General features: G+C 60.2%; 15 protein-coding genes. 9 read left to right on the forward strand and 6 right to left on the reverse strand.

Annotated features, from left to right (window positions below; genetic code table 11):
- Positions 1-202 precede the first annotated feature (202 nt).
- The 3 genes from FBAL_RS00275 to FBAL_RS00285 are packed head-to-tail and all read right to left on the reverse strand — an operon-like array spanning position 203 to position 3,675.
- Entirely contained in the window at positions 203-1,582 is a 1,380-nt protein-coding gene (locus tag FBAL_RS00275; RefSeq protein WP_013343570.1) for a tetrathionate reductase family octaheme c-type cytochrome, read from the reverse strand.
- Positions 1,583-1,621: 39 nt separating this feature from the next.
- Positions 1,622-3,322, reverse strand: coding sequence for a DUF3373 domain-containing protein (locus FBAL_RS00280; protein WP_041251385.1), 1,701 nt, complete (start codon positions 3,320-3,322; stop codon positions 1,622-1,624).
- Positions 3,323-3,351: 29 nt separating this feature from the next.
- Entirely contained in the window at positions 3,352-3,675 is a 324-nt protein-coding gene (locus FBAL_RS00285) for a c-type cytochrome (RefSeq protein WP_013343572.1), read from the reverse strand.
- 544 nt (positions 3,676-4,219) lie between these two features.
- Here FBAL_RS00285 and FBAL_RS00290 point away from each other — a divergent pair.
- Complete coding sequence (locus FBAL_RS00290; protein ID WP_013343573.1) at positions 4,220-6,220, forward strand: DUF1800 family protein; 2,001 nt, start codon at positions 4,220-4,222, stop codon at positions 6,218-6,220.
- A 55-nt stretch (positions 6,221-6,275) separates the two neighbouring features.
- On the forward strand, positions 6,276-7,529 hold the full coding sequence (locus tag FBAL_RS00295) for a DUF1501 domain-containing protein (RefSeq protein ID WP_216086800.1): 1,254 nt from the start codon (positions 6,276-6,278) through the stop codon (positions 7,527-7,529).
- A gap of 64 nt (positions 7,530-7,593) precedes the next feature.
- Here the strand turns inward: FBAL_RS00295 and gorA are convergent, their stop codons facing one another.
- Positions 7,594-8,949 carry a glutathione-disulfide reductase gene (gorA, locus tag FBAL_RS00300; RefSeq protein WP_013343575.1) on the reverse strand — a complete coding sequence of 452 codons (1,356 nt, stop codon included), beginning with the start codon at positions 8,947-8,949 and terminating at the stop codon, positions 7,594-7,596.
- 457 nt (positions 8,950-9,406) lie between these two features.
- Between gorA and FBAL_RS00310 the strand changes: the two genes are divergently transcribed.
- Positions 9,407-10,099, forward strand: coding sequence for a hypothetical protein (locus FBAL_RS00310; protein ID WP_013343576.1), 693 nt, complete (start codon positions 9,407-9,409; stop codon positions 10,097-10,099).
- 17 nt (positions 10,100-10,116) lie between these two features.
- Here the strand turns inward: FBAL_RS00310 and FBAL_RS20130 are convergent, their stop codons facing one another.
- Together FBAL_RS20130 and FBAL_RS00320 are read right to left on the reverse strand one after the other, a co-directional pair.
- Positions 10,117-10,347 carry a hypothetical protein gene (locus tag FBAL_RS20130; RefSeq protein ID WP_148226686.1) on the reverse strand — a complete coding sequence of 77 codons (231 nt, stop codon included), beginning with the start codon at positions 10,345-10,347 and terminating at the stop codon, positions 10,117-10,119.
- A 91-nt stretch (positions 10,348-10,438) separates the two neighbouring features.
- Positions 10,439-12,013: a glutamate synthase-related protein gene (locus tag FBAL_RS00320; protein ID WP_013343577.1), complete on the reverse strand. Its 1,575-nt coding sequence runs from the start codon at positions 12,011-12,013 to the stop codon at positions 10,439-10,441.
- 166 nt (positions 12,014-12,179) lie between these two features.
- Between FBAL_RS00320 and prlC the strand changes: the two genes are divergently transcribed.
- The 6 genes from prlC to ftnA all read left to right on the forward strand — a co-directional run bounded on the left by prlC (position 12,180) and on the right by ftnA (position 17,766).
- Positions 12,180-14,228 (forward strand): oligopeptidase A, encoded by a 2,049-nt coding sequence (gene prlC, locus FBAL_RS00325; RefSeq protein WP_013343578.1) that lies wholly within the window; start codon positions 12,180-12,182, stop codon positions 14,226-14,228.
- Positions 14,229-14,346: 118 nt separating this feature from the next.
- Positions 14,347-14,568, forward strand: a complete 222-nt coding sequence (locus FBAL_RS00330) for a hypothetical protein (RefSeq protein WP_013343579.1) — start codon at positions 14,347-14,349, stop codon at positions 14,566-14,568.
- A 383-nt stretch (positions 14,569-14,951) separates the two neighbouring features.
- Complete coding sequence (locus FBAL_RS19415) at positions 14,952-15,668, forward strand: TetR/AcrR family transcriptional regulator (protein WP_013343580.1); 717 nt, start codon at positions 14,952-14,954, stop codon at positions 15,666-15,668.
- 63 nt (positions 15,669-15,731) lie between these two features.
- Positions 15,732-16,508, forward strand: a complete 777-nt coding sequence (locus FBAL_RS00340; protein WP_013343581.1) for a class I SAM-dependent methyltransferase — start codon at positions 15,732-15,734, stop codon at positions 16,506-16,508.
- Between the two features lie 175 nt (positions 16,509-16,683).
- On the forward strand, positions 16,684-17,109 hold the full coding sequence (locus FBAL_RS19420; RefSeq protein ID WP_013343582.1) for a GNAT family N-acetyltransferase: 426 nt from the start codon (positions 16,684-16,686) through the stop codon (positions 17,107-17,109).
- A 126-nt stretch (positions 17,110-17,235) separates the two neighbouring features.
- The gene (ftnA, locus tag FBAL_RS00350; protein ID WP_013343583.1) at positions 17,236-17,766 is read left to right on the forward strand and encodes a non-heme ferritin; all 531 of its coding nucleotides are present in this window, start codon (positions 17,236-17,238) and stop codon (positions 17,764-17,766) included.
- Positions 17,767-17,791 lie beyond the last annotated feature (25 nt).

Raw genomic sequence — 17,791 nt, forward strand, 5'->3', positions numbered from 1 at the left:
AACACTATGCTGGGCACCAGAGTCAGGCCCAAATATCGTATGGAAAAAGAGTCAGTTTCGACCTCATGTTAAAATCTAGTTCACGGCTCTCAGGGCGCAAGCGGGAGAGGGAAATTGCGCGGGGCCAGTGGCAGGATTCAGGTACAAAAAAGGGGTGGCCAAAGCCACCCCAAAACCTGCAGGGAGGGGACGGGAGCGCCCCTTAGTCGGTCTTTCTGCCGCCTTGTTTCATCGGGTCACCGTCGTAGCCGAGGGCCTTCCAGTCGAGGCGGTCGCCACTGCCGTGGCAATCCATGCAACCCAGCGCGTCCTCTTTGGGGGAGACCATATGGTTGATGCGCCACCACATCTCAGTGGGGGCAAAACCATGCTTGCCGCTGTAGCTCAGGCCCAGCTTCTGCATTTCAGCGTTGGCCGCCATGCCGAGACGGGATGCCTGGTCCCAGTCGAAGGTTTTCCAGTAGCCCCCTTCACCCCAGACTTTGGGGGTGATGAACACCCGGTGCTCGGCGTCGTAGATCTGCTCGCCACGGTGCACTTTGAACGGGTAGATCTTGGCGCTGGGGTCGGAGATGTCGCCCAGGGGGAAGGCCAGCTTGGTGACCTGTTCCGGGTTCATCTTGTCACCCGCCACGTAAGCGTCGCCGTTGCCGTTGTACCAGGCGTATTCCGGCTCCACCATCACACCCCAGGTAAAGTCACCCTTCTTGCGCTGGTAGGTTTTGCGGCCATGCTCATCCTTGGTTTCCGGCTTGTCCTGACCGGCGGTGGACCAATCCCAGGTCAGCTTGGTCGGTTCATTGCGGGCAAAGAACGGGATGTGGCAGGTCTGGCACGCCACGCTGGCGGTGTGGCTGTCCAGTTTGGCGTTGTCGTGCGGGGCCGCATCGTGGCAGTTTTCGCAGCCAAAGTGGTTCTGCCCGCCCGGAGAAACCCCCATGGCCTGGCCGCTGATCTGGTGATTGGGGGTTTCGTGACAGGCCTGGCACTGGAAGTCGAGGCCATCGACATCCATATGGACGTCGGTCTGACGGTCCGGATAGCCCATGCTGGAGTCGAGGTCGCCATGTTTGACGCCATCGCCACCGCCGCCGTAGAAGTGGCAGCTGCCGCAGTTATCGCGGACCGGTTCGCCCACGTTCTGAGCCACCCGCAGCAGGTTCACCTTTGCCAGCGGGGCGCCCGCGCCAGCGGGATCTTTGACGTAGGTGCCGGTGGTGTCGTGACAGACCAGACAATCCACCTTGGCCATATCAGTAAAGTCGAACTGGTTGTCCTCCCAGCCATAGCCCGCGTGACAACTGGTGCAGCGTGGTTCGTTGCCGCTGACGGCGACACAGAAGTTGTTGATCACGTTCTTCTTGCCGCGATCGACCGTACGTCCGGGCAACTCCTGCTGCAGTGACCAGGTCCAGTGTGAGCTCTGCATAAAGTCTTTGGCGTGCTGTTCATGGCAGGTCAGACACTGGGCGGTGGCTTCCGGCCCGGTGCTGATGGGGCCTTCAATAAACTCGGCGTGGGGGTTGCTGGCCAGCGCTGGCCAGCCCAGCAGCCCCAACAACAGAATAGTGTGACGTTTCATAGGGGTCTCCAAAGCGCCCGCGGGGCGGGCGCTCTACAATCAGAATCTCAGGGCCAGGGTGGCGTTGATGTCGTAGGCGGTATCGACCACCGGCAACATGGAGTAGGCGGTGCCGGCGAGAATGTCTTCGACCTTCTGCGGGGCGCCAACCGGGGTACCGCTGCCGCTGTACTCGTAGTCGTAATAGAGGCCAGACAGCTTGATGTGCATCTTCGGATTGATGTCGAAGATGTAGTACGCCTCGCCAACGTGACCACGGGTGGCCAGCTTGCTGCCGATGGGGTCATCCTGGGCCTGGGTGAAGGGAGTCCAGTATTCGGAGCCGTAGTTGTACTCCAGCCCGAACTTGCCGCCCGGTGCGGGGATCTGGATACCCACATAGGCGCCGTAACCGTCGTGATCCCCGGCGTCCTGAGCGGCCACCGGCACCATCAGAATTTCGGTGCCATCGGCATTGAGGGCCGCTTCAAAGCGGGCGTCGGCCAGCATGCCACCGAACAGGCCAGCGTTGCCGTTGGACTCGGTGCGAGTCCAGCCCAGAGAGGCGAAGCCAACAAAGCCACTGTCGCCCTCATAGGCGTAGCCGATGCCGCCCAGGTACATGTCGCCAATCACACTGGAGGGTTGCACCCGGGTGACAAAGTTGAAGTCATCAAACTTCTGCATGTCCTGGTACATGGTGGGCGCAAAGATCCCGGCCAACTGGGTGGGGAACGCCATCAGCCCCTTAAAGCCATCATTGACGTCTTTGGCGCCAAACAGGGTCAGCTGAAGGAAGTGGGTGCCATCGTTGAGGGCATCGATGTTGAATCCCCCCAGGTGGGTGTCCTTGGTGACGATGTCACCGTACATCTCGCCATTGCCCCACTGTGACTCAAAGCCCTGGCCGTAGCAGAAGCGCAGCACCTGGCCCTCGATGCCGGTGATCTCACCCAGTCTGTAACCCAGGGTAGCGCCGTCGAAATTGAAGTTGACCAGATGGCCGGAGGGGGTACCGCCGCGCAGTTCGTTTTCGCGGTATTGGGTCGGCGGCCCATAGGTGGAGGGACGGCGGCCGATGGAGAGGTAGAAGTTGCTGTCGGCGATGTTTTTCCAGTCAAAGTAGGCGCGCTCAACCCGCAGCCAGTCACCGCTGGTGTTGCCGCTGTTGGTGCCGTCCATGGTGAAGCTGCGCCAGGAATCGAACACCTGAACGCCGGTGGAATCGCCCCAGTTTTTGTACATGGTGAGGCGGCCGGCAAAGCTGACGTTATCCCACACCTGGGCCTTCAGATTGAGGCGCAGGCGGGTGTTGTAGAGGATGTCGTTATTAACGTCGTAGGTTTGCTTGGGGGCCAGCACCATCGGCATCACACCCTGCAGCTGGCCGCTCATAAAGGCTTCGGCCAGGGCAGGATTGGACGCCATCAGAGCGCCGAGCGGTGAGTTGGGGTTATTGGGGTCGCCCAGCTGGCCGGACATCGCCTTGGCGCCAAAGTCGTTGAAGTCCACCAGCATGGCGGGATTCCAGGTGACGTCCTGGTAGTGCAGGGTATGGGCGCGAACCCGGAAGTCGCCGCTGAACTGGATACGGTCGGTGGCGGTGTGGCGTTCCGCTTTGTCCAGTCGGTCGGAGAGGTACTCAAGCTCTTCATTGAGCTCATCAAGGCGCAGTTTTAGCGCTTCTTGTTCACTGGTTTCGGCGGCCAGCGCCGGGGCAGTCAGTGCCAGTGAGACCAGGGTGGCTACGAGGGTTTTCATCATCAACACTCCTTTGTCATGGCTGACACTTAACCGCAGGTGGCGGGTTGCTCAGAATCGGCGGCGTGGTCGTAGAGGAACTGGTGGATATTGAGCAGTTTTTGCGGGTCCAGTTGCTCAAACACCTCAGGCTTGGCTTTGTGCTTGTCGCGCTGGAAGAAGCGATCCCACTGGCCCATGGTTTTGGACATGGGGGTGATCTCTCCGCCCTCGGCTCCGACGGTGTGACAGGCTTTGCATTCGCGCTTGTACTCATGCTTGCCCTTCTTGGGGTTGCCACCATCCACGGCCATCGCCCCTGCAGCGAGGGTCAGCAACAGCATCGCGAGTGCAGTTTGGCTGGTTGTTTTCATCTCGATCTCCCGTTGTTTTTTGGTTATCGCGAAGCGTCGTTTCACTTCGGCTTAACCAAATGCTAACCCGCTTAATTAGATAGATCTGCATTAGATAAATCTACTTAAGGCAATGTTGATTTAGATCAATTTGCCGTCAGATCCCAATGTAATGCCCTGTTTTTAATCTGGTTTTACTTGCTTCGCGGCAGGGGGATGGCTTGCGGGGTTGCGACTTTGTTGTGGCTTTGTGAGGGGGTTCACGCCTTGGGTGGAAGCTGTGGACAGGGCAAAGATTTGTCGGCAGGAGCCCCGGTTGGCTCAATATCTTGCCGTGGGATGGTTACCGTTTGGTGCAGAGATTCACTGGCAAAGTGAAGAAAATTACCGGTTTGCTCGCATCGTTATAGTTCAGGGCTGCAAGGCCGGGGGTTTCGCCGTCGCATAGACCCTTTGGTGGGGTGAAAATAGAGGCGTTATGAGATTGTTGCCGGTCCCTGCGAGACAGGGGTTCACACCTTGAGAGGTTTTTAGAGCAGAAGGACGTTCTACGTTAGGGGATACCATGGGATTGAATCTGAAACCGATATTGTTGTGCCAGGCCTTGTGTGCCCTGGTGTTATTGCAGGGGTGTGGGGATACCGAGCCTCAGATACCGGAATCTCCCGGTATCGATGAAAAAGAGCCAACCCCGGACCCGACCCCGGACCCTACGCCGGATCCTGACCCAACCCCCGACCCGGATCCTACCCCGGATCCTGACCCGACTCCGGACCCGGACCCGGACCCCGACCCGGATCCTGACCCCGACCCGACGCCGGATCCTGACCCGACTCCGGAGCCGGAGCAGAACCAGGCTCCGCTGGCGATGGATTATGTCCATCCGGACACCGTTCGCTACGGCGCCTCGGTCACGCTCTCTCTGGACCAACTGGGACAGGATGCCGATGGTGATGCCCTGCAGTTGGCGCAATGGGTGACTGACGATGACAGCACCGCCATCAGCGTGAATGAACAGGGGGAGCTGACCCTGAGACCTCTGAAAACCGGAACGCAACAGTGGGCATTTCAGCTGAGCGACGGCGAAGCGGAATCTGAGATGGCGACGTTTACCGTCACGGTCGATGCCCCGAGCAAAAAACAGTATCAGCGCCTGCTCCTGCAAAGCACCTTTGGCCCAACGCCTGCGGATGTGGAGAACTATGCCGGTTTTGAGCCTGTAGCCTGGATTGATGAGCAACTCGCTCTTTCGCCCTCCTCCCATGAGCCTGCGGAGTTAATGGGGATATCCCATGATGACCGAGAGGACACCTGGTTCTACCTCAGCGCAACCGCACCAGATCAGCTGCGACAGCGCGTAGCGTTTGCCCTGAGTGAGCTGTTTGTGGTGTCCCGCTTGGGGGTACTAAGCCAGCGGGAAGAGGCACTGACCCGCTACTACAACAACCTGGTTACCGGCAGTTTTGGCAACTATCGGGACCTGTTGGAAGCGGTCTCGTTGCATCCGGCAATGGGCGCCTATCTGACCCTGATCAACAGCCGTAAGGCGGACGAAGCGCGGGGGTTTCAGCCGGATGAAAACTATGCCCGTGAAGTGATGCAGCTGTTCACCATCGGGTTGTATGAGCTCAATGCGGATGGGACGTTGAAGCGGGATGACTCGGGTTTGCCGATCCCCTCATACACCCAGCAGGATGTTCAGGAGATTGCCCGCGCCTTCACCGGATGGCAGAAAAGCGATGCCGAGTATATCGAACCGATGAGCGCCGATGAGTCGTACCACGACACCGGCAGCAAAGCCGCGTTGGGGCACAGTTTGCCCGCGGGCCAGACGGCGCTGGAGGATATGCGCCAGGTGCTGGATATTCTGTTTGAACATCACAATACCCCGCCATTTTTCGCCCGACACATGATTCAACGTCTGGTGAGCTCCAACCCCTCTCCCGAGTATGTTGAACGGGTGGCGCAGGTCTTTATCGATAATGGCCATGGCGTCCGCGGCGACATCGGCGCGGTGGTCAAAGCGTTGTTGCTGGATGAGGAGGCTTTGGGGCTGAATCCTGATGCGCCGCCCAGGAAGATTAAAGAGCCGTTGATCGCCTTACTTAATCTGGTTCGAGGCATGAATGGCCAACTCGATGACCAAACCCGCAAGTTCTCGGGCAGTAAATACGCTTACTGGGCGGCGGGTCAGGGACCCTTACGCGCGACCTCGGTTTTCAACTTCTTTTCGCCGGATTACGTGATCGGCAGCGAACAGAAGACCGCTCCCGAAGCGGAGATACTCTCCTGGACGGCCTATGCCGGTTGTGCCAATTACATGCGGGCCATGCTGTTTGAGTCAAAGGATGTGGATTTTGAGGTGAGCTACTTCACTGAGGACTTTGATGATGTGGACAGAGCAATCGACAAGATCCGATTCCTGTTTTTTGGCGAGGACATGAATCCCACGCTGGAGCCGCACTTGAGAGCCTTGATTGAGAGTGCCAGTAATCCAGATGTCGGCATGAGAGAAACCGTTGGTGTGCTGATCGCCAACTCCGATGAATTCTTTATTCAGGACTGAGCGGATGCCAATTTCAAGAAGAACGTTTTTAAAGGGAATAGGCGCATCAGCCTTAATGTCTCAAGTGGGCTGGGCAACCGCTTCGACGGCGGTCAGCGACTACCGGGCACTGGTTTGCATCTACTTCAACGGGGGCAACGATGGGTTCAATACTCTGGTGCCCACGGACGATACGCACTATCAGGAGTACGCGAACATCCGTAAACACCTCGCGATCCCGCAAGCCAACCTGCTGACCACGTCATTGTCCGGACGGGATCGAGCCGGCAATACGGTTGAACTGGGATTGCACCCCTCGATGGAGGGCCTCAAGGCGCTGTGTGACCGGGGCTATGTAACCGGACTGCTCAATTGCGGAGTGCTGAAACGGCCCATGACGGTTGCGGATCATGGGGCAGAACCCGACATGCTGTTCTCCCATAACTCCCAGACCTACGAGTGGCTGCGGGGAGACGCCATCAACAAATCCCTGAGCAGTGGTTGGGGATCGCGGCTGATGGCGCAGCTAAGCCAGCAAAGTGACATCCCCCCGATGTACAGCTTCGCGGGTCAGTCCCGGCTGTTCCGGGGGCCGGATAAAGCCAACAGTTTGTCAGCCTCCGGGGCGCAAACCATCACCATGAGGACTTTCCTTAAAAATCGCTACATACAGACGCTGGATAATGAAAGGCCTGATCCCTTTCGGGAGCATTTCCGCGGCATCATGCGAGACAGCATTTACGCGAGCCAGACGGTGAATGGTGTGATCAGTGGGGCGGCCAACGCGACCCTGGCCGCGGACAGCGACAACCCGCTTAGTCTGCAGCTGGACGCAACGCTGAAGTTCATCAACAGTCGGGAATCACTGACCCAGAACCGGCAGATCTTCTTTCTCAACCTGGGGGGATTCGATACCCATGCCAACCAGGTGTCCAGTCATGAGGCGCTGCTGTCTCAATTCAGCCGGGCGGTGAAAAACTTCTATGACCTGCTGGATGAACAAGGGCTGTCGTCCAAGGTGACGACGGTAACCCTGTCTGATTTTGGCCGTCGCATCATCCCCAATGCCACCGGGACTGACCACGGTTGGGGCAACAACCAGTTTGTGATCAGCGGCGCCCCAATGGCCGGGACAACGGTCGGCACCTGGCCTTCGTTGGTGCCCGGAGGGGAGGACGACTTCTCTGCCGGCCGTCTGCTTCCCACCACCTCGGTGGATCAGATTGGTGCCACACTGGCGCGTTGGATGGGAGTGGCCGAGCCGGACTTGCAAGCCGTATTCCCCAATATCGCCAATTTTACCCCCAAGGCGTTGCCACTGTTCAGCTGAGCCAGAACCTGTGGTGATAAAAAAAGCGCCCCGAGAGGGGCGCTTTTTTGTTGCGCTGAGTGAATCAGCGCATGGTCACGAACTCTTCGGCGCTGGTGGGGTGCAGGGCCACGGTGGCATCAAAGTCGGCCTTGGTGGCGCCCATCTTGATGGCCACGGCGAAGCCCTGGAGGATTTCATCCATACCGAAGCCGATGCCGTGCAGGCCAACGATCTTCTCCTCGGGGCCGACGCACACCAGCTTCATTTCGGTGGCCTGACGGTGAGCGGTCACTGCGGTGTACATGGCGGCGAAGGAGGAGGTGTAGACCTTCACATTGTCGTCGCCGTACTGCTCGCGGGCCTGAGGTTCGGTCAGGCCGATGGTGCCGATGGCCGGGTGGCTGAACACCACGGTGGGCACCAGCGAGTAGTCCATCTTGGCTTCCGGCTGGCCGCCGAACAGGCGCTCGGACAGGGCACGGCCCGCTTTCACTGCCACCGGAGTCAGTTCAATGCCGCCCTCCATGATGTCACCCACGGTGTAGATGCCGGGCACATTGGTGTTCTGGTACTCATCCACCGGGATAAAGCCGCGCTCGTTCACCTTCACGCCCGACGCTTCGATGTTGATCTTGTCGGTGGCCGGCTCTCGACCGATGGCCCAGATCAGGCAATCCACGTTGAGGCTGTTGCCGTTTTCCAGATGCAGGGTCAGGCTGCCGTCCGCCTCTTTCTCCACCGCTTTGGGGATGGAGTGGGTGTGCAGGGTCGGGCCTTCCGCTGCCATCAGTTTCACCAGGGTATCGACGATCATCGGGTCGAAGTTGCGCAGCGGCGCGTGCTTGCGCACCAGCAGGTGGGTTTCACTGCCCAGGCTGTGCAGCACACCAGCCAGCTCGACGGCGATGTAACCGGCACCCACCACCGCCACACGTTTGGGCTGCTCGGTCAGGGCGAAGAAGCCGTTGGAATCGATGCCGTGCTCAGCACCGGGGATGGCCGGGATGGTGGGACGGCCACCGGTAGCGATCAGGATGTTCGGCGCGGTGTAGTGCTCACCGTTCACCTCAACGGTTTTGGCGTCGACAAATTTGCCGAAGCCTTTGACCAGCGTTACGCCGTTGGCATCCAGGCCGCGGTTGTAGCCGCCGTGGATGCGCTCGATGTAGGCCTCGCGACTCTCCACCAGCTTGCTCCAGCTGAACTGGTTGAGGGTGGTATCAAAGCCGTAATCCGGGCCATACAGCTTGATGGCTTCCGCCACCTGGGCACCAAACCACATCACTTTCTTCGGTACACAACCGACGTTTACGCAGGTGCCACCGAGGTGCTGGGCTTCGATCAGCAGCACCTTGGCGCCGCGCATGGCCGCGCGGTTGGCTGAGGCGATACCGCCGGAACCGGCGCCTAGAACGATGTAGTCAAATTGCTGTGCCATGGGAAGCTTCCTTTACCTGATGGCCCCGTGGGGCGAATACGCATTGGCGGAGTTGTACCCTGATCTGGGGGCGCACTCAACCGCAAACAAGGGATTGCCCTTATCGGAAAGGGCGTTCAGTGAGCCGGTGACTCAGCCGAAATGGCTGCCAGTTGTTGTGAGGCCGCGCTATCCGGCGGAGTCATTCAATGTCGATTGGTTCGGGGGGGCACGCTGCATCCATTCATCAGTCGCGCGGGCGATGACCCGGAAGCAACAGGGAGGGTGCGCCGGTGAGTTCATTCCTTAAGGGTAATTAATCTTACTGTTCAGTACCGACCTTAACGAATGTCGCTCACATTTTTTCAACCCGGCATGTCGGGTTTTGCCCCAGTTTGATCAATATCACAACGAACTCGCAGCGAGTGCAAATAAGATTGATTCGTAATCCGGTTATTTTCTCTTTTGCGAGCAGTTGATGATGAAGCGATCCCTGATAGCCCTGGCCCTCTGTCTTCCCGCCATTGGTGCGGGCGCGGCCGAATATGAAGTCGATTTTGGGTACGACAGCAAGTACATCTCTCAAGGCCGGGATAACCTGGAGCAGGGAGGCATCTATTGGGCCAGCGGTGCCGCGGGCTTTGATAATGGCATCGTGCTCAGTGCCGCTTACGGCTATGCCGCCGACTCCGATGTGGATTATGACGAACTGAATCTGGGCATCGAGTACGGTTTTGAGCTGGGTGATTTCGCCTTCTACGGCAGCTATACCCGCCTTGAGTTCTTTAAAGATGACGAAGCCGATAATGAGCTTGGGGCGGGGGTCGCCTACGGTGGCCTGAGCTGGTTTGAGCCCTTTATCGACTACGTCTACAGCACCGAATCTGAGGGCAGTTTTGTTGAAATCGGCATTCAGCGGGAGTTTGCCCTGAATGAGCGCCTGGCCCTGACGCCCTATGTGATCGCCGGTTTGGATTATGGCTACGCCAATCCGGATCATGATGGCGAAAACCACCTGGCCGTGGGGGCCACCCTGGGATACCAGTTAACCGAACAGCTGGGGCTGACCCTGATCGCCGAACACACTGAGGCCCACCGCCAGATGGCTAAGGATGAGGGGATTGAAACGGATCAAACCTGGGCGGGTATCCACCTGACCATGGCGTTTTAATCGTCGCGGCCCGGAGCCTACCGGTTGTCGTCGCCGAAACAAGGTTGGCAGCTGCATTGGCGCTGGCCCGAAGGCGATAGCCAGCTGCGGTAATCTTCAGGGTGACACTGCAGTTGGAGTCGCCGGCACTCGGCGTCGCCATAGCCAAGGTTCTGGCCGGTGGCCTGCTCCAGGGCAAAATGGATCAGGCTCTGACAGCCGCAAAGCAGGGCCAATCCCGCGGCAAGGATAATCCGGCGTCTGTACATGTGGGCTTCTTCAAAAGGGTTGTGTTACCGAGTAGGACCACAACCCTTTTTCGATCCCTGAGCCCATTGAGCCGACTGAGGAACGTTGCCGTCAGGAATTAACCTCTTTGCTGACCCCCACATAAGGCACCCCGGCCAGCGCCACCAGCTCGCGGTCGGCGGTGGCAATATCCGCCAGGCTGAAATCACTCAGGTGCGCGTGACCGCAAGCCCGGGCCATGACCGTCATCAACTCGCAGGCACTTTGCAGATAACGCGCTACCCGTTGCGGCCCGGCTTGGGTATCGAGGCGCTGGCGCAGGGTGGGGTCCTGAGTGGCGATGCCGGTGGGGCAGCGGTTGCTGTTGCACATCCGTGCCCCGACGCAGCCCAGGGCCTGAATGGCGGCGTTGGCCAGCGCGATGCCATCGGCCCCCAATGCCAGCGCTTTGACAAAGTCTGCCGGGGTGCGCAGGCCACCCGTGATGATCAGGGTAATGTCCCGTTGGCCCTGGGCATCGAGGTAACGCCGGGCCCGGGCCAAGGCCGGGATGGTGGCCACGCTGATGTGATCACGGAACAGCGCCGGGGCTGCTCCGGTGCCACCGCCGCGGCCATCAAGGATCAGGTAATCGGCACTGGCTTCGAGGGCAAACTGGATATCCTGTTCGACGTGGTTGGCGGAGAGCTTAAAGCCGATGGGGATGCCCCCGGTGACTTCGCGGATGCGGTCGGCGCAGCGGCGGAAATCCCGTGGGCTGGTGAGGTCGGTAAACCGGGCGGGCGAGATGGCCGGTTGGCCCGCAGGCAAGCCGCGAACGGCGGCGATCTCCTCGGTCACCTTATCAGCAGGCAGGTGACCGCCTGTACCGGTTTTGGCGGCCTGTCCGGCCTTGAAGTGCAGGGCCTGCACGCCCTTAAGCTTTGCCTCATCAAAACCAAAGCGGGCAGCGGCCAGCTCATAGAAGTAGCGCGAGCAGGCGGCCTGTTCCGCATCCAGCATGCCACCTTCGCCGGAACAGATGCCGGTGCCTGCTAACTCCGCCCCTTGCGCCAGGGCGATCTTGGCTTCCCGGGACAGAGCGCCAAAACTCATGTCCGACACAAACAGAGGCATCGCCAGAGTCAGGGGTTTGCGGGCGCGGGGACCGATCACCAACTCTGTCCCAACCCGGGCGTCATCCAGCAGGGGCGGCCGCGCCAACTGCGCCACCATCACCTGAATGGCATCCCATTGGGGCAGGGTGTGTCGTGGCACCCCCATCGCCACCATCGGGCCATGATGGCCACCGGCAAGCCCTTCTCTGGCCAGCTGGTGGATGAACGCCACCTCCGGCTCTTCCGGCGTGGGTTCGGCCTGCGGCGGGCGGTTCGCGTTGCTGCTGCCGTCCGCCGCCTCACGCTTTGGGGCGTCATTCTCTCCGCCTTCGGTGCCGACCTGCTCGGCGGGAATGCGGGCATGACTGCCGTCGCAATAGGGCTGCTCCTGGCTGCGTTTGCACTGGCACAGGTAGGCGTCGCCATCCTTTTCGGGTGAGAACGCCAGCGGGGTAAAGTCCGTGCCCTTGTGGGAGCCATCGCAAAACGGCTGTGTGGCAGAGCGTCCACAGCGGCAGAACCAGTAGGACTGGCCCGCTTTGAGCGCCACTTTGGCGGGACGAACGGCGGCGATGATTGGTTTGGTCATGGCAACTCTCCTTGCACCCTCAACGCTAAAAGCCTAGAACAGGCAAAGTGTCACGATGGGGCCAATCGTTGTTTCGGACTTGAACTTCCCGCCCTTTGACCGCATCTATGGTTACAACATCCCATTGTCAAACGGGGCCGCAGAGTCGGCCTCACAAGGAGTCGCCATGACCAACCCGTTGCTGGAGCCACACGCTTTACCCGCTTTTTCCCAGATCCAACCGGAACACGTTCAGCCTGCGGTAGAGCACGCGCTGAAGCAGTGTCGGGAAACCGTTGAGCGGGTGCTGGCCAGTGGTGCTGCACCGACCTGGGACAACCTGATTGCCCCGATTGACGAAGTGGAGGACACCCTGTCCCGCCTGTGGTCACCGGTCAGCCATATGAACTCCGTAGTGAGCAACGACGCCCTGCGCGCAGCCCACGATGCCTGTCTGCCGGCGCTGTCTGAGTACGGCACCTGGCTGGGCCAGAACAAAGATCTGTACGAGGCCTACAAAGCGCTGGCCGCCAGTGACGGCTACGCCGACCTGAGTCCCGCCCGTAAGAAGGTGATTGAGAACGGCCTGCGTGATTTCGAGCTGTCCGGTATTGGTCTGCCGGAGGCGGAGCAGAAGCGCTATGGCGAGATCGTGATGCGCCTGTCCGAGCTGTCCAGCCAGTACTCCAACCAACTGTTGGATGCCACCAACGCCTGGACCAAGCTGGTCACTGATGAAGCGGAGCTGGCCGGTTTGCCGGAATCGGCCCTGGAAGCGGCCAAGCAGAGCGCGACCCAGCGTGGACTGGAGGGGTATCTGCTGACCCTGGAGTTCCCCTCCTACCTGGCCGTGATGACCTACGCCGACAACGCCGAACTGCGCCGTGAGGTGTACACCGCGTTCTGCACCCGCGCCTCCGACCAGGGCCCGCACGCAGGACAATACGATAACGGCCCGCTGATGAGCGAAATCCTGGCCCTGCGTCAGGAGTTGGCCCAGCTGCTGGGTTTCGACAGCCCGGCCCACAAATCGCTGGCCACCAAGATGGCACAAACCCCGGAGCAGGTGATCAGCTTCCTCAATGAGCTGGCACTGGCCTCCAAAGGGCAGGGCGAACGTGAGCTCAAAGAGCTGACCGAGTACGCCAAAGCGGAGCACGGCGTCGACAGCCTGAACGCCTGGGACATCACCTACTTCGCGGAAAAGCAGAAACAGCACCGTTACCAGATCTCCGATGAGGCGCTGCGCCCCTACTTCCCGGAGAACAAGGTGTTGTCCGGTCTGTTCCACACCGTTGAGCGCCTGTTCGGCGTCAAGGTTCAGGAGCGTGAAGGGGTCGACACCTGGCACAAAGACGTTCGCTTTTTCGACCTGCTGGAAGCGGATGGCAGCGTGCGCGGCAGCTTCTACCTCGACCTGTATGCCCGCCAGAACAAGCGCGGCGGTGCCTGGATGGACGATTGCCAGGGCCGCCGGGTGCGCGCCGATGGCAGCCTGCAGAAGCCGGTGGCGTACCTGACCTGCAACTTCAACGGTCCGGTGGGCGACAAGCCGGCGCTGTTTACCCACGACGAAGTGGTTACGCTGTTCCACGAGTTTGGCCATGGCATCCACCATATGCTGACCCGCATCGAAGACGCTCCGGGCGTCGCCGGCATCAACGGCGTGCCGTGGGATGCGGTCGAGTTGCCCAGCCAGTTCCTGGAAAACTGGTGCTGGGAGAGTGAAGCGCTGGCGGAGATCTCCGGTCACTACCAGACCGGTGAGCCGCTGCCCACCGAGATGCTGGAGAAGATGCTGGCGGCCAAGAACTACCAGAGTGCCATGATGATGCTGCGCCAGCTGGAGTTCGCCCTGTTCGATTTCCGCCTGCACCTTGAGTACAGCGAGCTGCAGGACGCTGACCCGATCCAGAACGTACTGAACCAGGTGCGCGGCCAGGTGGCGGTGATTAAGGCGCCGGAGTTCAATCGCTTCCAGCACAGCTTCAGCCACATCTTTGCCGGTGGTTACGCGGCGGGTTACTACAGCTACAAGTGGGCCGAAGTGCTCTCCGCAGACGCGTTCTCCCGCTTTGAGGAGGAGGGGATCTTCAATCCGCAGGTGGGCGGCGACTTCCTGCAGCACGTGTTGGAGATGGGGGGCAGTGAGGAGCCGATGGCGCTGTTCACCCGTTTCCGTGGCCGTGAGCCGGAGATTGACGCCTTGCTGCGCCACAGCGGCATTGCCCAGTAACAGCACAAACGGCACCTTAGGGTGCCGTTTTTCTTTTTATTCAAACGATTAGGTTGATTTTGCTGCGGTGCATAGGCACCTTAACCCTCAGCGACAGGATGTTGCTTTGGAGTCTGCCATGGGTGCGTTTTTGCAGCGCTGGGGCTGGGCCCTGGTCACCACCAACCTGCTGGGCTGGGGATTAGCCCTGCTGGGGCTTTATCACTACTTATTTACCGCCACGGCGCGGGCATCCGGGTTAGACCCCGGTTTGGTCATGGGACTGGGGGTGGTGTTGATGCTGCCTCAAACCCTGCGGCTGTTGCTGCGTTATTGGTTTGCCGATGACCGGGCGCCCTGAGGCTGCCCTGTGCCACAGTCCTCACCTTGGTCTGATTGAACTTCGCTCTCAGGTTGCCTAGGATCTCGCACCCTGGGCCGGCTTGCTATTGCCTCCGGTTATCACGCAATCGCACTGATTGCGGGTCGAAGAATATTCTTCTCCACATGGCGCACAGACGAATTCGTACCGAAATGAGACAGTTAGGGGCGGTGACGTTGACCTGACCCGGTACAATCGGCCAGAGGTATGCACAAGTGACTGTTCTGAAAGAGTTATTTAAGCGACTTGTGTGATCTTCCGCGCAGTTGGGCAGCGCGCTTTTTGATTTCATATCACCCATCCCAAAAGGGCAGCGAGATGGCGCTGCGGATGGGACCCAGTTTGAATAAAGGGACAACCTAATGAACAAGTCGGAACTGTTCAAAGCGCGGGAACAGCGCATCTTATCGGCGGCATTGGTCACTGCCCGGGGCAAGGGAGCCCTGGACTTTCGTATGGCGGACGTCGCACGCGCGGCAGAATGCTCCGTGGGCACACTGTACGGCCACTTCCTCAGCAAAGAAGACATGATGGCAGCGCTGGTTCAGATCAGCCTGCAACAGCGTCACGAGTGGATCGCCCGTCTCAACGAGATGGAACTGACCCCGATGGAACGCTTTGTTACCCTGCTGGCCTCTGAGCGCGTACGCCTGCTGCGCGATGACGTGCTGGCCCAGCTGGAACTGCTGGTAAGCCACACCGAGCTGTGGCGTCGTGCCGCTGACCAGCGTCAGCTGGCGCTGCGTGCGCTGGTGGAAGAGCTGGTGAAAGCGCTGGAGGGGATCCTGCAGGACGCCCGTCAGCAGAACCTGCTGGCGGTTGGCGAAGCCGAGTGCAGCACTCTGGTCGCTCGTGCCCGTGCCCTGTTGCTGGGCTTCCAGTTGCAATCCAGCCGTCAAACCCTGGCCCCGACTGCGGAGCTGGCGGAAACCGACGGTCTGTTGGATGCGCTGGCCAATCTGCTGGCCGGTGCCGGCCTGGCCGAAGGCCATACCGAGTGGCGTACCCGCTGCCGTGAGGCACTGCGTCAATACCCGGCTCTGCCGGAAGTGGCCATCCAGGCGCCGAACGCCGCCTAAACCCGCCGCTTGCAGGGCTCCCGGTGATCCACTACTCTCCCGCTGATCACCCATGGGAGCCCTATGTCCACCACCATCTATCTTGACCCCGGCAGTGAACAGCCGGCGCGTCTGGCTGAACTGGCTCAACGCTGGCAGCTGCATCACTGTGAAGACGCCCCGTTCCGGCTGACGCTGGAGCAGGACCGCTTACGCCTCTACGATCGTCATCAACCTAAACTGGGTGCCATTGAAGTGGACCTGGTCGGCGGCGCCGTGGCACACCGTCGCAAATTTGGTGGCGGCCGCGGTCAGGCCATTGCCAAGGCCGTGGGCCTGAAGGGCGGGGCCAGTCCCAGTGTGGTGGATGGCACCGCCGGCTTGGGGCGGGATGCCTTCGTCCTGGCCAGCCTGGGCTGTGATGTCACCCTGGTGGAGCGTCACCCGGTGGTGGCTGCCCTGCTGGACGATGGGCTGCGTCGGGCTTACGACGATGCTGAGATCGGTCCCTGGGTCTCCGAGCGGATGCGCCTGTTCCACGGCAACAGCCTGGAAGCGCTGGCCGAGCTGGACCTGCAGCCTGATGTGGTGTTTCTTGACCCGATGTATCCGCACCGGGCCAAGTCGGCCCAGGTAAAGAAAGAGATGCGGGTGTTTCAGGAGCTGGTGGGCGCGGATATGGACGCCGACGGCCTGTTGGCTCCGGCCCTGCAACTGGCGCAAAAGCGGGTGGTGGTAAAGCGGCCGGATTACGCTGAGCCGCTGGCAGACCGTGCCCCGACCATGGTGATCGACACTAAGAAGAACCGCTTTGATGTCTACGTCAAAGCGGCCATGGCTGAGTTGGCCTCAGAACGGTGACGGATCCGTACTGCGCCGCCCAAGCCGGTGGCGCCGATCCTGTCCCTGTAAGCCAAAGCGGCGAATGCGGCGCCGGTCCTGCCCGTCGCGCCGCTCACCGCGGCGGCGCTCTTCAACCTCGGCGGTCATCGTTGATCCCCTGTTCCCGTTCCCTTTTAAGTGTAGCGTTGCCGCTGTGAATGGCATCAGCGCGCACTGGCTCAGCCCCGTGCAGGCCCCGTTGGCCAGCCGCTTCTATGCTGCGGAAGGTCAGAAAGAGCGGGCCCGTCGGGATGAGCGCATCGCGGTACTGCGTGATGCCGACGGCACCATCATTGCTGCTGCCCGGCTCAGTCCCCGTGGTGATGCCTGGTTGCTGCGGGCGCTGCAGGTGGCGCGGCATTGCCAGGGGCAGGGCCTGGCCCGGCAATTGATGCAGTTTGTGCTGAGCCAACCCCAACCGCTGTGGTGCTTCTCCCTGCCTCATCTTCAGCCATTCTATCGCTCACTGGGGTTTGTCGTGCCGGACGCGGCAGGCGTTCCAGCCGCCATTGCCGATCCGTTTGCCGCCTACTGCCGTACTCAGCCCTTAGTGATTCTTTACGCTCCGGGCGCGGATTGAACTTCAGTTGCCAACGCCGTCACCCAGCGGGAAAAACGTGTCCGGTTAACCCACTTTTCTTTGAATCCCAGCGGGTTTGCTGAGACTATGTTGGCCAACAAGGCGCAAACGATTAAGGAGACAACCGTGCTGTCTAAAGCGATGGTCGATAAGCTTAACGAGCAGATTAATCTGGAGTTCTTTTCCTCAAACCTGTACCTGCAGATGAGTGCCTGGTGTGAGGACAAAGGGTTCGAGGGCGCAGCGCTGTTCCTGCGTGCTCATGCTGATGAAGAGATGGAGCACATGCGCCGTCTGTTCACCTACGTCAGCGAAGCTGGCGGTCTGCCGATGCTGGGGGCCATCGAAGCGCCTGAGCACGAGTTTGACAACCTGGCCGCGCTGTTTGCCCAAACCTATGAGCACGAGCAGCTGGTTACCCGCAAGATCAACGAGCTGGCCCACGCCGCCTTTACCAACCAGGACTACTCCACCTTCAACTTCCTGCAGTGGTACGTGGCGGAACAACACGAGGAGGAGAAGCTGTTCAAGTCCATCCTCGATAAGCTCGAGCTGGTCGGCAACGATGGTCAGGGCCTCTACCTGGTCGACAAAGACCTGGCCAAGCTGGCCACCGAAGAAGCCGCCAGCGTGATGCACGAAGCCTCCGAGGCGTAATCGAAAAACGGATGGCCGCGGCCAT

The organism is Ferrimonas balearica DSM 9799 (assembly GCF_000148645.1).
GTDB lineage: Bacteria > Pseudomonadota > Gammaproteobacteria > Enterobacterales > Shewanellaceae > Ferrimonas > Ferrimonas balearica.

What these genes read in the sequence shown, in the direction of transcription:
- FBAL_RS00285 (WP_013343572.1), bottom strand. Translation starts at nt 3,675, where the DNA reads ATGAAAACAACCAGCCAAACTGCACTCGCGATGCTGTTGCTGACCCTC.
- prlC (WP_013343578.1), top strand. Translation starts at nt 12,180, where the DNA reads ATGACCAACCCGTTGCTGGAGCCACACGCTTTACCCGCTTTTTCCCAG.
- FBAL_RS00295 (WP_216086800.1), top strand. Translation starts at nt 6,276, where the DNA reads ATGTCTCAAGTGGGCTGGGCAACCGCTTCGACGGCGGTCAGCGACTAC.
- FBAL_RS00330 (WP_013343579.1), top strand. Translation starts at nt 14,347, where the DNA reads ATGGGTGCGTTTTTGCAGCGCTGGGGCTGGGCCCTGGTCACCACCAAC.
- FBAL_RS19415 (WP_013343580.1), top strand. Translation starts at nt 14,952, where the DNA reads ATGAACAAGTCGGAACTGTTCAAAGCGCGGGAACAGCGCATCTTATCG.
- FBAL_RS00290 (WP_013343573.1), top strand. Translation starts at nt 4,220, where the DNA reads ATGGGATTGAATCTGAAACCGATATTGTTGTGCCAGGCCTTGTGTGCC.
- FBAL_RS00320 (WP_013343577.1), bottom strand. Translation starts at nt 12,013, where the DNA reads ATGACCAAACCAATCATCGCCGCCGTTCGTCCCGCCAAAGTGGCGCTC.
- FBAL_RS20130 (WP_148226686.1), bottom strand. Translation starts at nt 10,347, where the DNA reads ATGTACAGACGCCGGATTATCCTTGCCGCGGGATTGGCCCTGCTTTGC.
- FBAL_RS00310 (WP_013343576.1), top strand. Translation starts at nt 9,407, where the DNA reads ATGATGAAGCGATCCCTGATAGCCCTGGCCCTCTGTCTTCCCGCCATT.
- FBAL_RS00340 (WP_013343581.1), top strand. Translation starts at nt 15,732, where the DNA reads ATGTCCACCACCATCTATCTTGACCCCGGCAGTGAACAGCCGGCGCGT.
- FBAL_RS00275 (WP_013343570.1), bottom strand. Translation starts at nt 1,582, where the DNA reads ATGAAACGTCACACTATTCTGTTGTTGGGGCTGCTGGGCTGGCCAGCG.
- gorA (WP_013343575.1), bottom strand. Translation starts at nt 8,949, where the DNA reads ATGGCACAGCAATTTGACTACATCGTTCTAGGCGCCGGTTCCGGCGGT.
- FBAL_RS00280 (WP_041251385.1), bottom strand. Translation starts at nt 3,322, where the DNA reads ATGAAAACCCTCGTAGCCACCCTGGTCTCACTGGCACTGACTGCCCCG.